Raw genomic sequence first — 14,664 nt, 5'->3', positions numbered from 1 at the left:
TGACCTTCCCAGTATGGCGGGCGGCGGCGCCACTCGTCTCACTTCAGCGCGTACGCCCTGATCACGGTCTGGCGCTGCGCGTTGCCGTCCCGGTCGGACACACTCGACCGCAGCGACACGAACTCGGCTCCCGCCGGGTGGTCGACGGTCGCCCGCCACCGGCCGTGGTCACGGCTGACCTTGGCCTTCCGCCACGTCCTGCCGTCGTCGTAGGACACCTCGACCGCCGGGGCGCCGACGCCGGCCACACCGGATCCGTTGCGCTGCACGTACACCGGGATGGCGAACCGCTTCCCGGCCGGTGCCGCGTTGCGGTCGTCCAGGTCCGGCGCGAACCGCACCGCGAGCAGTGGCAGCGCGGTCGGCTCCGCCGTGTGCCCGGAGGTGAACGTCCACTCGGCACTGACCTGTGTGGACAGTCGGGCGCCGGTCCGCTCGTGGTTGGCGCGCAACGTGTACACCGCCTGCCCGGGTCCGACGTCGAACACCCCGTACGACGCGGACGGCTGCTCGTCGACGACCTCGCCGTCCCGCAGCAACGTCAGGCTGCCCCCGCCCGCCGGGTACCCGATCCGGCCGGGGTCCTGGTCGGCCAGCAGCGGCAGCTCGACCGCCAGTTCGTCACCCGTGCGACCCGCGGTGTGGTGGGCGCCGTACGGGTTCCGAGGCATGGCGGGGCCGCGGACGCCGACGTTCCAGCGTTCCGTCGTGCGGCCCGCCCGGTAGACCTTCGGGTCCAGCTGGAAGCTGTCCGACGCGATCTGCAGTATTTCCAGGTCGACGACCTCGTAGAAGACGTTCTCCCACGGCACACCGGGCGTGTAGTACTCGGTGACCGTCGCGGGCAGTGCCATGGCGAACATGCCTTCGCGCAGCCCCAGCAGGCCGGGTGTGCCCTGCGCGTACGACGTCCGCACGGTCGCGAGGGCATGGTCCTTGACACGCCACCGCAGGTTCTCCGGAACCCGGCCGGTCTCGCTGTGCCGCAGGTGGTACAGGTACGGGCTGTCGTTGTAGTACGGCCCGTTCGGCTTGGCGAGGTGGGTGTCGAAGGAGATGCCGAACCCGTCGTCGGAGGTGGTGGACGGGCGGACGAAGTAGTCGTCGAGCGACGACAGGTGCAACGACGACGTGCTCTCGCCCCAGGCGGTGCGGTTGGACGCCGCGATCACCGACAGCGCGGACGTGGCGGTCGGCTCGTCGACGGTGAACCCGACGGGTTTCGCCTCCCGCGCGTCGACGGTGAACGACGTGTCGCCGTCGACGACGAACGCGGGTTCGAGGATGTCGGCGAAGCGGAAGTCCTGGGCGTCCCTCGGCGTGTAGACGCTGGCCGACAGGCTGTACCGGCCCTTCGGCAGGCGGGCCGCGACCGTGCCGTCCTCCTCCCACGGCGCGACCGCGACCTGCTGGTCGAGTCCCACGAACGACAGGAGGTACGTGTCGGTGGGCGCGCCGTCGAAGCCGAACACGTCCACGGTCACCGAGTAGCTCTCGACCTCGCGTTCGACCGCGATCGGGGTGCGGACCTCCTGGCCGTCGCCGGTCGCGGTGACCACGCCGGTGTACCGGCCGTCGGCCGCCGCCACGCGGGTGTCGGTGGTGACGGTCGCGCTGGCCTGCCCACCGGCCGGGACGGTCAGCCGCGCGGGTTCGATCGTGAACATCCCTTGCGGGGCGGCGGATCCGGGCCCGTCGACGTCGGCCGCGAGGTCGAGCGTGCGCGGCTCGGTGCCGGAGTTGGTGTAGGTCACCGTCTTCGTGATCGGCTGGTCGTCGTCGTGCGGCCACTGCGCGATCCCGTTGTCGATGCTCGCGGGGTGCGCGAAGACCGTGGCCGTCGTGGCGGCCGCGACATCGACGCGGCCCGCGCCCTGCTCGAACACGGTCAGCGCGTCGTTCGGCGCCGCGGAGCCCATGAGGGTGCCCTTGAGCTGGTCCGCGGCCCAGTCCGGGTGCTGCGCGGCGAGGATCGCCGCCGCACCCGCGACGTGCGGCGCGGCCATCGAGGTACCCGACATCGACACGTACCCGTCGGCCGCGGGGTCGCCGATCACGCCGTTCTTCGCCTTCGCGGCGACGATGTCCACGCCGGGCGCGGTGATGTCCGGCTTCAGGCCGTTGTCCCCGAGGCGCGGGCCGCGGCTGGAGAAGTCGGCCAGCTGGTCCTCGCGGTCGACCGCGCCGACGGTCAGCGCGGCGTCCGCGGCGCCAGGACTGCCGACGCTGCCCTCGCCGGGACCGCTGTTGCCGGAGGAGATCACGAACAGCGTGCCGGTCTCGGCGGTGATCCGGTTGACGGCCTGGGACATCGGGTCGGTGCCGTCGCTGCCGAAGAACGAGCCGAGGCTCATGTTCACCACGTCGGCACCGCTTCCCGCGGCCCACTCCATGCCGGCGATGATCCAGGACTCCTGACCGCCGCCGAAGTCGCCGAGCACCTTCCCGTTGAGCAGCTTGGCATCCGGCGCGACGCCGCGGTGCGGGTCGCCCGCACCGGTGATGATCGACGCGACGTGCGTGCCGTGGCCAAGGCGGTCGTCTTCAGTGTCGCTGTCGGTGAAGTTCCGCGCGCCGACCACGGCGTCGGACAGGTCGGGGTGCGTGACGTCGATGCCGGTGTCCAGCACGGCGACGGTCGCGCCATCGCCCGCGTGCCCGGCGGCCCACGCGTCCGGCGCGCCGATCCGCGGCACGGAGTGGTCGAGGTTCGCCTTCACCGGACCGTCCAGCCAGACCTTGTCGGCCCGCCGCGCGGTCGGCCAGTAGGCGGCGGAGCGGTCGACGGACACCGCTGACGCGCCCATGGTGTGGAGTTCCCGGCTGACCCGCGCGCCCGCGGCGCGTGGCGTCGCGCCCGCGTAGTCCACGATCAGCGGCAACATCTTCCTGGACGCGTCGTCGTAGCCGGCACGGACCAGCTCGGTGACGTCGAACAGCCGGGGATCGAGCTTCCCCCGTGCCAGCAGGGGAACCGCGTCGGACGGGACGACGTGCGTGTCGCCGTCGGTGTCCCGGCGGACCTGGAACGCGATGTGCTCCCGGCCCTTGGCCGGGAGCACCCGCGCCCCGTACATCCCGCCGACGACGACCTTGTCCCCGGTCAGCAACGTGACGGTCGTACCGGCGGCGGGTGCCGCCACGGCACCCGGGGCGGCTGCCGCCGCCGGTACGACCACGCTCGCGGCGACCGCCGCGGCGAGCAGGCTCAACGGAGCCCGTTTGTGGATCATCTGCCCTCCAGATGGACGTTTCGACCGTGATCAAAACGCCGGCTGACGGGCGTCAGGTTGCTTACTTCAGCGCATACGCGCGGATGACGGTCTGGCTGTGGCTGTTGCCGTCCCCGTCCGCGACGCTCGCGCGCAGCGACACGAACCGCGCGTCGTCCGGGTGCTCGACCTTCGCCTTCCACTGGCCGTGGTCACGGCTGACCTTGGCCTTCTGCCACGTCTTGCCGTCGTCGTAGGAGACCTCGACGACCGGCGTGTCCACGCGGCCGACCTCGTGCGTGCCGTTGCGCTGCACGGACACCGGGATGGTGAACCGCTTCCCGGCCGGTGCCGCGTTGTGGTCGTCCAGCTCCGGCGCGAACCGCAGCGCCAGCAGCGGCAGGAACACCGGGTCCACACCGCCGTTGTGCTCCGACGCGAACGTCCACTCCGCACTGACCTGAGTGGACAGACGAGCGGGCGCGGGCCGTGTCGCGGTGGTGTGCAGCGTGTACTCGGCCCGCTCCGGCGGCAGGATCGTCCGCAGGGAACCCGGGTACGGCTCCTCGGCGACCTCCTCGCCGTCCCGCAGGAGCGTGGTGCTGCCGTCGCTGGGCGAGTACCCGGCCCGCGCGCCGTCCTGGTCGCTGAACAACGGCAGGTCGAACCGGGTGTCGTCGCCGAGCCTGCCCGCGAAGTCACCCGCGTACGGGCTCGTCGGGAACGCGGGTGAGAACACGCCGAGGTTCCACTGCTCGGTCGTGGTGCGGCCGGGCCGGTAGGTCTTCGGCTCGATCTGGAACGCCATCGCCATCGGCGGGAAGGTCTCCATGTCGGGCGTCTCGAAGAACGTGGCGTCCCACGGCACGCCCGGCGTGTAGTACTCGGTGAGCGTGGACGGCAGCGGGACGGGCAGGAACTGTTCCCGCACGCCGATCATGCCCGGCGTGGCCACCGCGTACTCACCCTTGACCTTCGCCAGCTGCCGGTCGCGGACGCGCCACTCCAGGACCTCCGGCACGGTGCCGTTCTCGGTGTGCCGCAGGTTGTACAGGTACGGGCTGCCCTCGAACGACTCGCCGTTCTCCTCCGCCATGCGGGCTTCGGCCATGAAGGAGAACTTGTCCTCCTTCGTGGTCGTGGCGGGTTTGATGGTGAAGTCGTCGAAGCTGCCGACGAACGCGGTCGTGCCCGTGTGGCCCCACGCGGTCTCCAGCGCGAACTGGAAGATCCCGGCGCCCTGACCCGCGTTCGGCTTGTCGATGGTGAACCCGAACGGCTTCGCCTCGCGCGCGTCGACGGTCAGCTCGGCGTCGCCGGTGACGGTGAACGCGGGCTCGGCGAACTGGGCGTTGAGGTAGTCGTACTCGCCGATCTCCTTCTGGACCGAGGCCTCGAAGTAGAACTCGCCCTTGGGCAGCCGCACGACGACCGTGCCGGACGGGTCGAAGGGCAGGTACGCCTTGGGGTTGTTGACGTCCACGAACCGGTAGAAGTACTGGTCGGTCGGCTTGCCGTCGTGGTCGAGGAAGTTCACCGTGACGTCGTAGCTCTCGACCTCGCGGTTCACGGCCACCGGCGTGCGCACCTCGGCTCCGCCACCGGTCGCGGTGATCACGCCGCTGTACAGGCTGTCCGCGGTGTCGACCTTCGTGTCGGTGGTGACGGTCGTGCTCGCCTGCCCGCCGGCCGGGACGGTCAGCTGGGTGGCCCCGAGCGTGAACATCCCTTGCGGCGCGGGCGATCCGGCCGGTCCGGTGATGTCGGCGGCGAGGTCCAGCGTGACCGGCTCGGTGCCGGTGTTGGTGTAGGTCAGGGTCTTGGCGATCGGCTGGTCGTCGTCGTGCGGCCACTGTGCGGTGCCGTTGTTCACGCTCGCGGGACTCGCGAAGACCGTGGCCGTGGTGGCGGCCGCGACGTCGACGCGCCCCGCGCCCTGCTCGAACACACTCAGTTCGGCGTTCGGCGCCGCGCTGCCCATGAGGGTCGCCTTGAGCTGGTCAGCGGCCCAGTCGGGGTGCTGCGCGGCGACGATCGCGGCGGCACCGGCGACGTGCGGCGCGGCCATGGACGTGCCCGAGAGCGACACGTAGCCCTCGGGCGCGGGGTCACCGATCACACCGTTCGCGGCCTTGGCGGCCACGATGTCCACGCCCGGTGCGGTGATGTCCGGCTTGATCGCGCCGTCCTCCCAGCGGGGGCCCCGGCTGGAGAACTCGGCCAGCCGGTCCTCGCGGTCCACGGCACCGACGGTCAGCGCCGCGTCGGCCGCGGCCGGGCTGCCGATGGACTCGTCACCGGGCCCGGAGTTGCCCGAGGAGATCACGAACAACGCGCCGGTGTCGGCGGTGATCCGGTTGACGGCCTGCGACATCGGGTCGGTCCCGTCGCTGGGCATCGAGCTGCCGAGGCTCATGTTGATGACGTCGGCGCCGCTCTGGGCCGCCCACTCCATGCCGGCGATGATCCACGACTCCTGACCGCCGCCGAAGTCGCCGAGCACCTTCCCGTTGAGCAGCTTGGCATCCGGCGCGACACCCTGGTACTTGCCGCCGCTCGCGGCGCCGTTGCCGGTGATGATCGAGGCGACGTGCGTGCCGTGCCCGAAGCGATCGTCATCGGTGTCGCTGTCGGTGAAGTTCTTGCCTCCCGTCACCGCGTCGCTCAGGTCCGCGTGCGTGGTGTCGATGCCGGTGTCCAGCACGGCGACGGTCGCGCCCGCACCTGTGTGGCCCGCGGCCCACGCGTCCGGCGCGCCGATCTGCGGCACGGAGTGGTCGAGGCTCGCCGTGACCGGACCGTCGAGCCAGACCTTGTTGGCCTGCCGCGCGGTCGGCCAGTAGGCGGCGGACCGGTCGACGGACACCGCCGCCGCGCTCATCGTCGGAAGCTCCCGGCTCGCCTGCGCCCCCGCCGCCCGCGGGGTGGCACCCGCGTAGTCCACGATCAGCGGCAGGGACTTCCGGGACGCGTCGTCGTAGCCGATGCGGGCCAGCTCGGTCACGTCGAACAGCCGAGGGTCCAGCTTCCCCTGCGACAGCAGGGAAACCGCGTCCTCCGGGATGACGTGCGTGTCGCCCCGCTCGTCCTTGCGCGTGTAGAAGGAGATGTGCTCGCGCCCCTCCGCGGCACGCACCCGCACCCCGTGCGTCCCGCCGATGGTCACCTTGTCGCCGGTCAGCAGCGTGACCGTCGGTCCGCCCGGTGCCGCGCCAGGTGCCGCTGTGCCGGGTGCCGCGGTGGCACCGGGCGCCCCCAGAGCGGGTACCGCCACGCCCGCGGCGACCGCCGCGGCGAGCAGGCCCACCCGAGCCCGTTTGTGGATCATCAGCCCTCCAGGATGAACACGGCAACACCTCACCGGTTGCCGCTCCAGCTAGTGATCAGTACGCCACCTACTGTTGCCCGGTTGCCTCGTCCGCGTTCACGGGATCCGCTGGACCCGCGTAGAACTGTCACATGGTCGATTGGCGCAACGAGATCAGCGGGCACGTCACAGGCCCGGTCGTCCAGGCGGGCAGCATCGACCAGGTGACCCTGCACATGGGTACCGCCGAAGAACAAAACGTGCCGCCACTGACGTCGTGGGCGGACCGGCCGCCGCTGACACCCGCACTGCGTGACCTGCTGGAAGCCCAGCTCCAAGCCACAGAACCGTTGCCGTACCGGCTGTTGGGGGTGAAGCAGCCCACGCTCACCGAGGTGTACGTCCGGCAGTACGTACGCACCACCCAGACCGAGCGTTCGCAGGAGTCCGACCACAAGCCGCAGCACGAAGAACGCATCCTGAACGTCACCGACGCGCTGAACGGCAGCGGGCACCTGCTGATCACGGGTGACCCCGGCAGCGGCAAGTCGACGGTCGGCTACATGTACGTCCGCCAGATCGCCGAACTGTGGCTCACCGACGGGCATCCGGGGCCGCCGCCGCTCGCCGAGCCGGTCCTGCCGCTGCGGATTCCCGCGCGGGCGCTGGTGGAGAACAAGGCGTGGGCCGAACTCCTCGCGGCCGGTACGGAAGAAACCCTCGGCGGGTTGCTCTCGCAACGGCCGAAACCGGAGGTGCTGGCCCGCCGCTCCCTCGGCGCACGCTGGCTGGTCTTCATCGACGGCCTCGACGAGATCACCGAGCCCGAAGCCCGTGCGCGGCTCATCACCACGCTCGTCCACCAGATCCGGAGGAACACCGACCAGCGGCTGGTGATCACCACCCGGCAGCTGCCGAAGGCCGAGATGGATCCGCTGGACAAGGCGGGCGTGGCGACCGTGGTGATCCAGCCGTTCGGCAGGTCCGGGCTGGCGGAGTTCGCCAACCACTGGTTCCGGGCGCAGAGCCCCATCGACTACACCGGCCGCGCAGAGGACTTCCTCAGCCAGGCCCACGACAGCAGGCTGCGCGATCTCCTCCGCAACCCGCTGCTCGCGACGATCGCGGCCATCGCCAAGACGCTGGAACCCGGCCGCCCGCTGCCGAACAGCCGCATGCGCCTGTACGAGCGGTTCATGACCTACCTGCTGGACGACCACCCGCGCAGGCGCGACACGTTGGCCGACCTGCGCCGGTCGCTGCACACGACACCGGACCGGCTCGCGCTGGTGGAGTGGGCGCACCAGCACCGCGTCGAGATCATCGAGCACATGGCGGCCGGCCGGATGCACGCGGAGTCGCTGCTGGACGCCGCGTACGACTGGGTGCGGACCCGCCGGGACGCGTTGCCCGCCGCGTGGCAGTCCGACCTGGCGGAGGTGCTCGCGGGCACCGGTGTCTTCACCCGCACGGAGAAGGACCTCGAGTTCCGGCACCACTCGTTCGCGGAGTTCCTGGCGGCGCGGTACAGCGCGGGCGCGATCCCCTCGGACTTCCCGGATCTCGACGAGTGGATCGAGCGTGGCCTCTCGGACGCGGGCCGCGCGTACGCCTTGTTCACGTTCGTGTTGTGGGGCAGGAACAACCACGACATCGGCCGGGTGCTGCGCACACTGCTCGCCGGGACGAAGGAGAAGGTGCTGCTCGCCGGGCGGCTGCTCGCCGAGGACATCGAAGCGGATCCCGAGCTGGCCGCGTCGGTCGTGGACCGCTTGGTGGACCTGCTGCTGTGCACTGGCGCGCTCGCCGACGCCTGGGACGACGCCGAGGAGGTCGGCGAGGTGCTCGGCGGGCTTTCCTCCGCGTCCCTCGGCGATCCCGTGCTGAACCGCTTGCGGACCATGCGCGACGACCCGCACCTGGCCGAGACCGTCCGGATCGAGTGCGCGGTCGCGCTGGGGAAGCTGGTGGCGCCGGAGGAGGCTGCCGAGTGGCTGACCCGGTTCGCCGAGGACGCCGGGCTCACGGCGATCCGGCGATCCGTGTCGGCGCTGGGTGAGCTGGTGCCCGACGGCCTGGCACGTGCGGAACGGGTGCTCGTGCGCACGGCAGAACACCGAAACGACCATCTGACGGTCATGGCCGTCGCCCAGCTCATGCTCGAGCACGAGATGACCGACGCGGCGGCCCGGCTCGTCGGCGCGTTGTGCACGACGTTGCGTGCCGACCCGGCAGTGCGGCCCGGCGCGGACCTGCCCCTGCCGCCCGGTGCCGCCCGGATCGCCGACACCGTCGGCGACAGCGCGGTGGGCTGGGGTGTACTCGCCGACCTCGCCGTGCGCTCCGGCCGTGCTGACGACGCTGACTGGGCGATCACGCTGGTCCTGGCCGTGCCCAACGTGCCGGAGGAGGACTTCGTCCTCGCTGTCGCGGCCGCGGCGGACCGCGGACGCGCGGCCGACATCCTGTCCTCGGCGGAGGTCTTCTCGACATCGCACCTGACGTGGGCGGCCAAGCGGCTCCACGAGCGCGGACACCAGACCTTCGCGGTCGACCTGGCACGACGCGCCCTGGCCCGCTCGACGATCGACGGGAGCGAGTTCCACAGCGCCGCGTACGTGCTGACCGAATGCGGCGCCAAAGCCGAGCTGCTCCGGACCGTCGAGGAAGCGAACCACCTCAGGGCAGAACATCTCGCGCAGCTCGCGCGGCTGTTGACCGGGCTCGGCGAAGTGCCGGCGATCGCCGAGCGCCTCCGCGCCGCGCTCGCGGAGCCGTTGATCGGCCCGTACGACTTCGCCCTCATCGCCGAGGTGCTGCTGGCGTCCGGCGATCACGGCACGGCCGAGGAGGTGCACCGCCTCGCGGCGGGGCTCGACCCACGCCACCAGACGGAAGCCGCGGAGATCCTGTGCCGGGCAGGCCACGTGGACCTGGGGCGCGGCCTGATCGTGGACATGCTGGTCAAGGGCGTGCGGATGGAGGTGTTCTCCGATCTCCTCGTCGAGGAGATCCTCGGCAACGAGAAGATCGGGCTGACGGACGAGCTGCTGGCCGCCATCGCCGACGTGCTGCCCGACGTGGCCGGCTACCAACACGTGCACCTCATCGAGGGCCTGAGCAGGATCGGGCGGACCGAGGAAGCGATCGCCGCCGCACGCAGGGCGGTCCGCACCAACATCGACCGGACCTGGCTGGACACCGCCGTCGAAGCGTGGCTCGCCATCGGCGGCGCGGCGGCTGCCGACGAGATCCTCACCGAAGTCCTCACCCGCGACGTCCTCGCGAAGTACCGGCTCGAGGTCGCCGAGGCGTTCGCGAAGGAAGGGCTGCTCGACGCGGCGGTCGCGGTGTGGCTGGACGTGGTCCGCCACCACGGCGACGAGATCGCACACGGTGTCGAGGCCGCGTCTCGTCTGATCGGGTGCGGCAACCGGGACACCGCGATCGCCACCCTCGACACCGCCCTCGCCGACGACCGGCTCGCCCGGCCGGCGAAGAACAGCCTGCGCGCGCTGCGCGCCTGGATGACCGCCTGACCAGGAGTCTGCGAACGGACTCAACAAAACGACCACCCGGCCACGTTCTACGGGCGACCCTCACCGACACAGAACGGAGTCGTGGTGCTGGACAGCTTCGACCAGTACGTGGTCGACCGGCTCGACCGCCTCCTGCGGTTCGCGACCGCCATGACCTGCGATCCCCACCTCGCGCAGGACGTGGTCCAGGAGGTGCTCCTGCGGGCGCAGCGGAAGTGGTCGCACATCGGCCAGTTGCAGGCGCGGGACTCCTACGTGCGCCGCATGATCATCAACGAGTACCTGTCGTGGCGGCGGCGCAGGGCGGCTCGCGCCGTTTCGCACAGCACGCTGGACGCGCTCGGGACCCCGACCGCCGACCACGCCACGGGCTACGCGGAACGCGACGCCATGCGGGGCAGGATCGCGACCCTGCCCCGCAAACAACGCGCCGCACTCGTGCTCCGCTACTACGAGGACCGCACCGACGCCGAGATCGCCGACCTGCTCGGCTGCTCGGCTGGCACGGTCCGCAGCCACATCTCGCGCGCCCTGTCGACCCTGCGCGCCGCACACCAGCACCACGTGAGCGAGGCCTACTCATGACCGAGGACCGCACAGAACAGCTCATCCGGGACGTGTTCGCCGACCAGGCGGCCCGCGCCGTCGACGGCCGCGAGGTCCTCGACACCCTGCGCGGCAAGCCGCGGCGCCGGTACGGGCTGGTGCTCGCCACCGCGGCCGTGGTGGTGGTCATCGCCGCGGTGGCCACGTTCGTGATCCCCGAGGTGTTCCGCCGCAGCGCCCCGCCCGCCGCCGACCAGCCGCAGCAGAACACGGTCCAGCCGACGAGCGTCCTGGTGGGCGGGCTCGACGCCGAGGGCCGCACCGACACGCTCGCGCTCGCGCAGGTCCACGAGGACGGCGCCGTGAGCCTGGTGTCACTGCCACGCGACTCCTGGGTCCACCTGCCGGAGGGCCCGCCGCTCAGGATCAGCCAGGTCAGGAAGTTCTTCGACACCGACAAGCTGCTCGACGTGGTCCGCGACCTGACCGGGGTGCAGCCCGAGCACTACGCGTTCGTCGACATGGCCGCGTTCGCCGACCTCGCCGACGCGGTCGGCGGGGTGCGGGTGTGCCTGAACGCACCCGCCGAGGACCCCTACGCGGGCGTCGACCTGCCCGCCGGTGAGCAGGTGGTCACCGGCGACGCGGCGCTCGGGTTCGTCCGCCAGCGCCACGGCCTGCCGAACGGCGACTTCGACCGGGTCAAGCGCGCGCAGGTGTTCCTGCAGGGTGTGGTGGCCAAGCTCGGCGACGCCGACCTCACCGAGCTCGTCGACGCCGTGGCGGGCAGGCTCCAGACCGACCCCGGGCTCGACCTCCTCGGCCTCGCCGGGCAGCTGGCCGCGGCACCGTCGCTGCACGTCGGCACGATCCCGATCACCGACGGTGCACACGAGGTCCCCGGCGCCGGCTCGGTCGTCGCCGTCGACCCCGCCCAGGTCACGGAGTACGTGGGCGGGATCAAGGGCACGCCGCCCGTGGACGGCGTGCCCTGCGTGAACTGATCAGCCCATGTGCGGGTAGCCGTGCTCGGTCGCGGGGACGAACGTCTCCTTGACCGAGCGCGGGCTCACCCACCGCTGCAGGTTGTAGATCGAGCCCGCCTTGTCGTTGGTGCCGGAGCCACGGCTGCCGCCGAACGGCTGCTGGCCGACGACCGCGCCGGTCGGCTTGTCGTTGACGTAGAAGTTGCCCGCCGCGAAGCGCAGCGTCCGGTGCGCCTCCTCGATGGCGGCGCGGTCGGTGGCGAACACCGCCCCGGTGAGCGCGTACGGCGTGGACGTGTCGACCAGCTCGAGGACCTTGCCGTAGTCGCTGTCGTCGAACACCGTGACCGCGAGGATCGGGCCGAACCACTCGGTGGTGAACACCTCGTCGGTCGGGTCGGAGCCGAGCAGGACGGTGGGCTGCACGAAGTAGCCGACCGAGTCGTCGCAGGTGCCGCCGGCCAGGACCTCGAGCGTGGCCGTGTTCGCCGCGCGGGCGAGGACGTCCTTGTGCTTGGCGAAGGCCCGCGAGTCGATCACCGCGCCACCGAAGTGGCTGAAGTCGGTGACATCGCCGTAGGACAGCGACGTCGTCAGGTCGACCAGCTGCTCCCGCAGGCCGCCCTCCCACAGCGACCGCGAGATGTACGCGCGGGACGCGGCCGAGCACTTCTGGCCCTGGTACTCGAAAGCACCGCGCACGAGGCCGATCGCGACCGCGGCCGGGTCCGCGGAGCGGTGCGCGACGACGAAGTCCTTGCCGCCGGTCTCGCCGACGATCCTCGGGTACGAGCGGTAGGTGTCCAGCTGCTCGCCCATCAGGCGCCACAGGTGCCGGAACGTCTTGGTGGAGCCGGTGAAGTGCAGGCCGGCGAAGTCCGGGTCGGTCATCGCGACCTCGCTGACCGCGGCGCCGTCGCCGGTCACCATGTTGATCACACCGGGTGGCAGGCCCGCGGCCTCGAGCAGGCGCATCGTGTAGTGCGCGGCGAGCTGCTGGGTGGGCGACGGCTTCCAGACGACCGTGTTGCCCATGAGCGCGGGCGCGGTCGGCAGGTTGCCCGCGATGGCGGTGAAGTTGAACGGGGTGATCGCGGTGACGAACCCGTCGAGCGGCCGGTGGTCGAACCGGTTCCACACACCGGGGCTGGACGCGGGCTGCTCGGCGAGCACGCGGCGCGCGTAGGAGACGTTGAACCGCCAGAAGTCGATCAGCTCGCACGCGCTGTCGATCTCGGCCTGCTGGGCGGACTTGGACTGGCCGAGGACCGTCGCGGCGTTGATCGTGTCGCGCCAGGGGCCGGACAGCAGGTCGGCGGCGCGCAGCAGCACGGCGGCCCGCTCGTCGAACGGCAGGTCGCGCCAGGCCGGGGCGGCCTGCTTCGCGGCGGCGACGGCGTCCGCGACGTCCTTGCCGGTGGCCTGCCCGGACACACCGAGGACGTGCCGGTGGTCGTGCGGCTGGACGACGTCGATGGGGTCGCCGCCCGCCATCCGCCGCTCCCCGCCGATCGTCATCGTGAGCTCGTGCCGCTCACCCTCCAGCTCGGCGATCCTGCGCTGCAGTGACTCGCGCTCGGCACTGCCCGGCGCATAGCCGCGCACCGGCTCGTTGACCGGCTCGGGCACAGACGAAACGGCGTCCATGGGTTGGCTCGCCTCCTCGGAAGTCGGACGGTTTGTGACCGTTCTCGGCTGATGTACCGCCATAGTGTCACGCCTTCCCCGGGGTGCGCGCCGTCCGCTTGACAGCGTGACTTTGAGAGGCTCTAATTTGTGTTAGAACATCTAACCAAGGAGCTGACATGGAGATCGTCCTGACCGACCGCGGCGGCCCGGAGAAGCTGCGGGTCGCCGACACCGACTCGCCCGCGCCCGGTCGCGGCGAGGCACTGGTGCGGGTGCTGGCGAGCGGCGTGAGCTTCGCGGAGGTGCAGATGCTGAGCCACCGCTACCCGATGCAGCCGAAGTACCCGTTCGTGCCGGGCTACGACCTGGTCGGCGAGGTCACGTCACTCGGGGAGGACGTGACGGGCGTGGCCGTCGGCGACCGGGTGGCGGCGCTGATGGTGACCGGCGCGTGGCGCACCCACGTGGCCGTGAAGGCCGACCGCCTGGTGCCGGTCCCGGACGGCCTGGACGCGGGCGTGGCCGCGGCGGCGACGATGAACGGCGTCACGGCGTGGCAGATGGTCCACCAGACCGCGGCGGTCCGGCCCGGCCAGACGGTGCTCGTGCACGGCGCGTCGGGCGGCGTGGGCACGCTGCTGGTGCAGTTGACGGTGGCGGCGGGCGCGAAAGTCCTGGGCACGGCGTCGCAGTCGAAGCACGACGCGGTCCGGACCCTGGGCGCGACCCCGATCGACTACCGCACGGAGGACGTGGCGGCGCGGGTGCGCGAACTGGCGCCGGGCGGCGTGGACGCGGTGTTCGACCACCTCGGCGGCGACAGCCTGCGGGTGTCGTACGACCTGCTGGCCGACGGCGGGATCCTGGTGAACTACGGCAGTGCCAGCACGCTGAACGACAACAACCACTGGGTCGTGCCGTACCTGCGGACCATCCGGAGGTTCGCGTCGTGGTGGCTGGGCAAGCCACTGGGCAGGGCGCGGGGCCGCCGGGCGTCGTTCTACTACGTGAAGCCGGGAGCGTCGTTCAACCGCGCGCTGGTGGAGGTCTACCAACTGGTCGCCGAGGGAAAACTGGTCCCCCCGATCGACCAGCGCCTGCCGATGAAGGAAGCGGCGGAAGGCCTGCGCCTGCTGATGAACGGCAAGGCGACGGGCAAGATCGTCCTGGAGGCGTGAAGCCCGATGCCCCGAAAGCGCCTTCCGAGACGCCGACCGCCACCCCACGGCCAGCTCAGAACCGAAACCGGCCGGAACGCAACCCCCACCCTGTCCCGGGGGCGTCCCGCCTTGCCAGTCTACCAGGTGGGGTGGATAAAGCAAGGCGCGCCGGCCCAACTGTGGACAACTCATCGACCTGTGGACAAACCGCCCGCCGGCAGGTGCGCGGCGGGCGGTTTGGTCGGTGGTGCGCCGTAGCGTGGAAACCGGGGGCCGGAGGCCAAA

The 14,664-nt window shown here is 71.3% G+C and carries 7 protein-coding genes; 4 read left to right on the top strand and 3 right to left on the bottom strand.

All coding sequences use genetic code 11. From position 1 onward, the window contains the following. Nucleotides 1-38: 38 nt before the first annotated feature. Entirely contained in the window at nt 39-3,233 is a 3,195-nt protein-coding gene (locus tag FHR82_RS00845; RefSeq protein ID WP_184808278.1) for a S8 family serine peptidase, read from the bottom strand. A 61-nt stretch (nt 3,234-3,294) separates the two neighbouring features. Then, nucleotides 3,295-6,540, bottom strand: a complete 3,246-nt coding sequence (locus FHR82_RS00840; protein ID WP_184808277.1) for a S8 family serine peptidase — start codon at nt 6,538-6,540, stop codon at nt 3,295-3,297. Between the two features lie 131 nt (nt 6,541-6,671). On the opposite strand from FHR82_RS00840, the gene FHR82_RS00835 reads away from it, so the two are divergent. The 3 genes from FHR82_RS00835 to FHR82_RS00825 all read left to right on the top strand — a co-directional run bounded on the left by FHR82_RS00835 (nt 6,672) and on the right by FHR82_RS00825 (nt 11,608). Continuing rightward, nucleotides 6,672-10,058 carry an NACHT domain-containing protein gene (locus tag FHR82_RS00835; RefSeq protein ID WP_184808276.1) on the top strand — a complete coding sequence of 1,129 codons (3,387 nt, stop codon included), beginning with the start codon at nt 6,672-6,674 and terminating at the stop codon, nt 10,056-10,058. A gap of 150 nt (nt 10,059-10,208) precedes the next feature. After that, nucleotides 10,209-10,643 (top strand): sigma-70 family RNA polymerase sigma factor, encoded by a 435-nt coding sequence (locus FHR82_RS00830; RefSeq protein WP_376706388.1) that lies wholly within the window; start codon nt 10,209-10,211, stop codon nt 10,641-10,643. Beyond that, nucleotides 10,640-11,608, top strand: a complete 969-nt coding sequence (locus tag FHR82_RS00825) for an LCP family protein (RefSeq protein WP_184808274.1) — start codon at nt 10,640-10,642, stop codon at nt 11,606-11,608. Before FHR82_RS00830 ends, FHR82_RS00825 begins: the two co-directional genes overlap by 4 nt. Here the strand turns inward: FHR82_RS00825 and pruA are convergent, their stop codons facing one another. Continuing rightward, nucleotides 11,609-13,237 carry an L-glutamate gamma-semialdehyde dehydrogenase gene (pruA, locus tag FHR82_RS00820; RefSeq protein ID WP_184808273.1) on the bottom strand — a complete coding sequence of 543 codons (1,629 nt, stop codon included), beginning with the start codon at nt 13,235-13,237 and terminating at the stop codon, nt 11,609-11,611. 158 nt (nt 13,238-13,395) lie between these two features. Between pruA and FHR82_RS00815 the strand changes: the two genes are divergently transcribed. Further along, complete coding sequence (locus tag FHR82_RS00815; RefSeq protein ID WP_184808272.1) at nt 13,396-14,397, top strand: medium chain dehydrogenase/reductase family protein; 1,002 nt, start codon at nt 13,396-13,398, stop codon at nt 14,395-14,397. The last annotated feature ends 267 nt before the right edge of the window (nt 14,398-14,664 follow it).

Origin of the sequence: Actinophytocola algeriensis, assembly GCF_014203735.1 — a bacterium.
GTDB classification, from domain to species: domain Bacteria; phylum Actinomycetota; class Actinomycetes; order Mycobacteriales; family Pseudonocardiaceae; genus Actinophytocola; species Actinophytocola algeriensis.
This window is presented reverse-complemented; position numbering and strand designations above follow the sequence as displayed.

Excerpts from the sequence above, each read along its gene's own strand:
- FHR82_RS00845 (WP_184808278.1), bottom strand. The coding sequence starts at position 3,233 with ATGATCCACAAACGGGCTCCGTTGAGCCTGCTCGCCGCGGCGGTCGCC.
- pruA (WP_184808273.1), bottom strand. The coding sequence starts at position 13,237 with ATGGACGCCGTTTCGTCTGTGCCCGAGCCGGTCAACGAGCCGGTGCGC.
- FHR82_RS00840 (WP_184808277.1), bottom strand. The coding sequence starts at position 6,540 with ATGATCCACAAACGGGCTCGGGTGGGCCTGCTCGCCGCGGCGGTCGCC.
- FHR82_RS00830 (WP_376706388.1), top strand. The coding sequence starts at position 10,209 with ATGACCTGCGATCCCCACCTCGCGCAGGACGTGGTCCAGGAGGTGCTC.
- FHR82_RS00825 (WP_184808274.1), top strand. The coding sequence starts at position 10,640 with ATGACCGAGGACCGCACAGAACAGCTCATCCGGGACGTGTTCGCCGAC.
- FHR82_RS00835 (WP_184808276.1), top strand. The coding sequence starts at position 6,672 with ATGGTCGATTGGCGCAACGAGATCAGCGGGCACGTCACAGGCCCGGTC.
- FHR82_RS00815 (WP_184808272.1), top strand. The coding sequence starts at position 13,396 with ATGGAGATCGTCCTGACCGACCGCGGCGGCCCGGAGAAGCTGCGGGTC.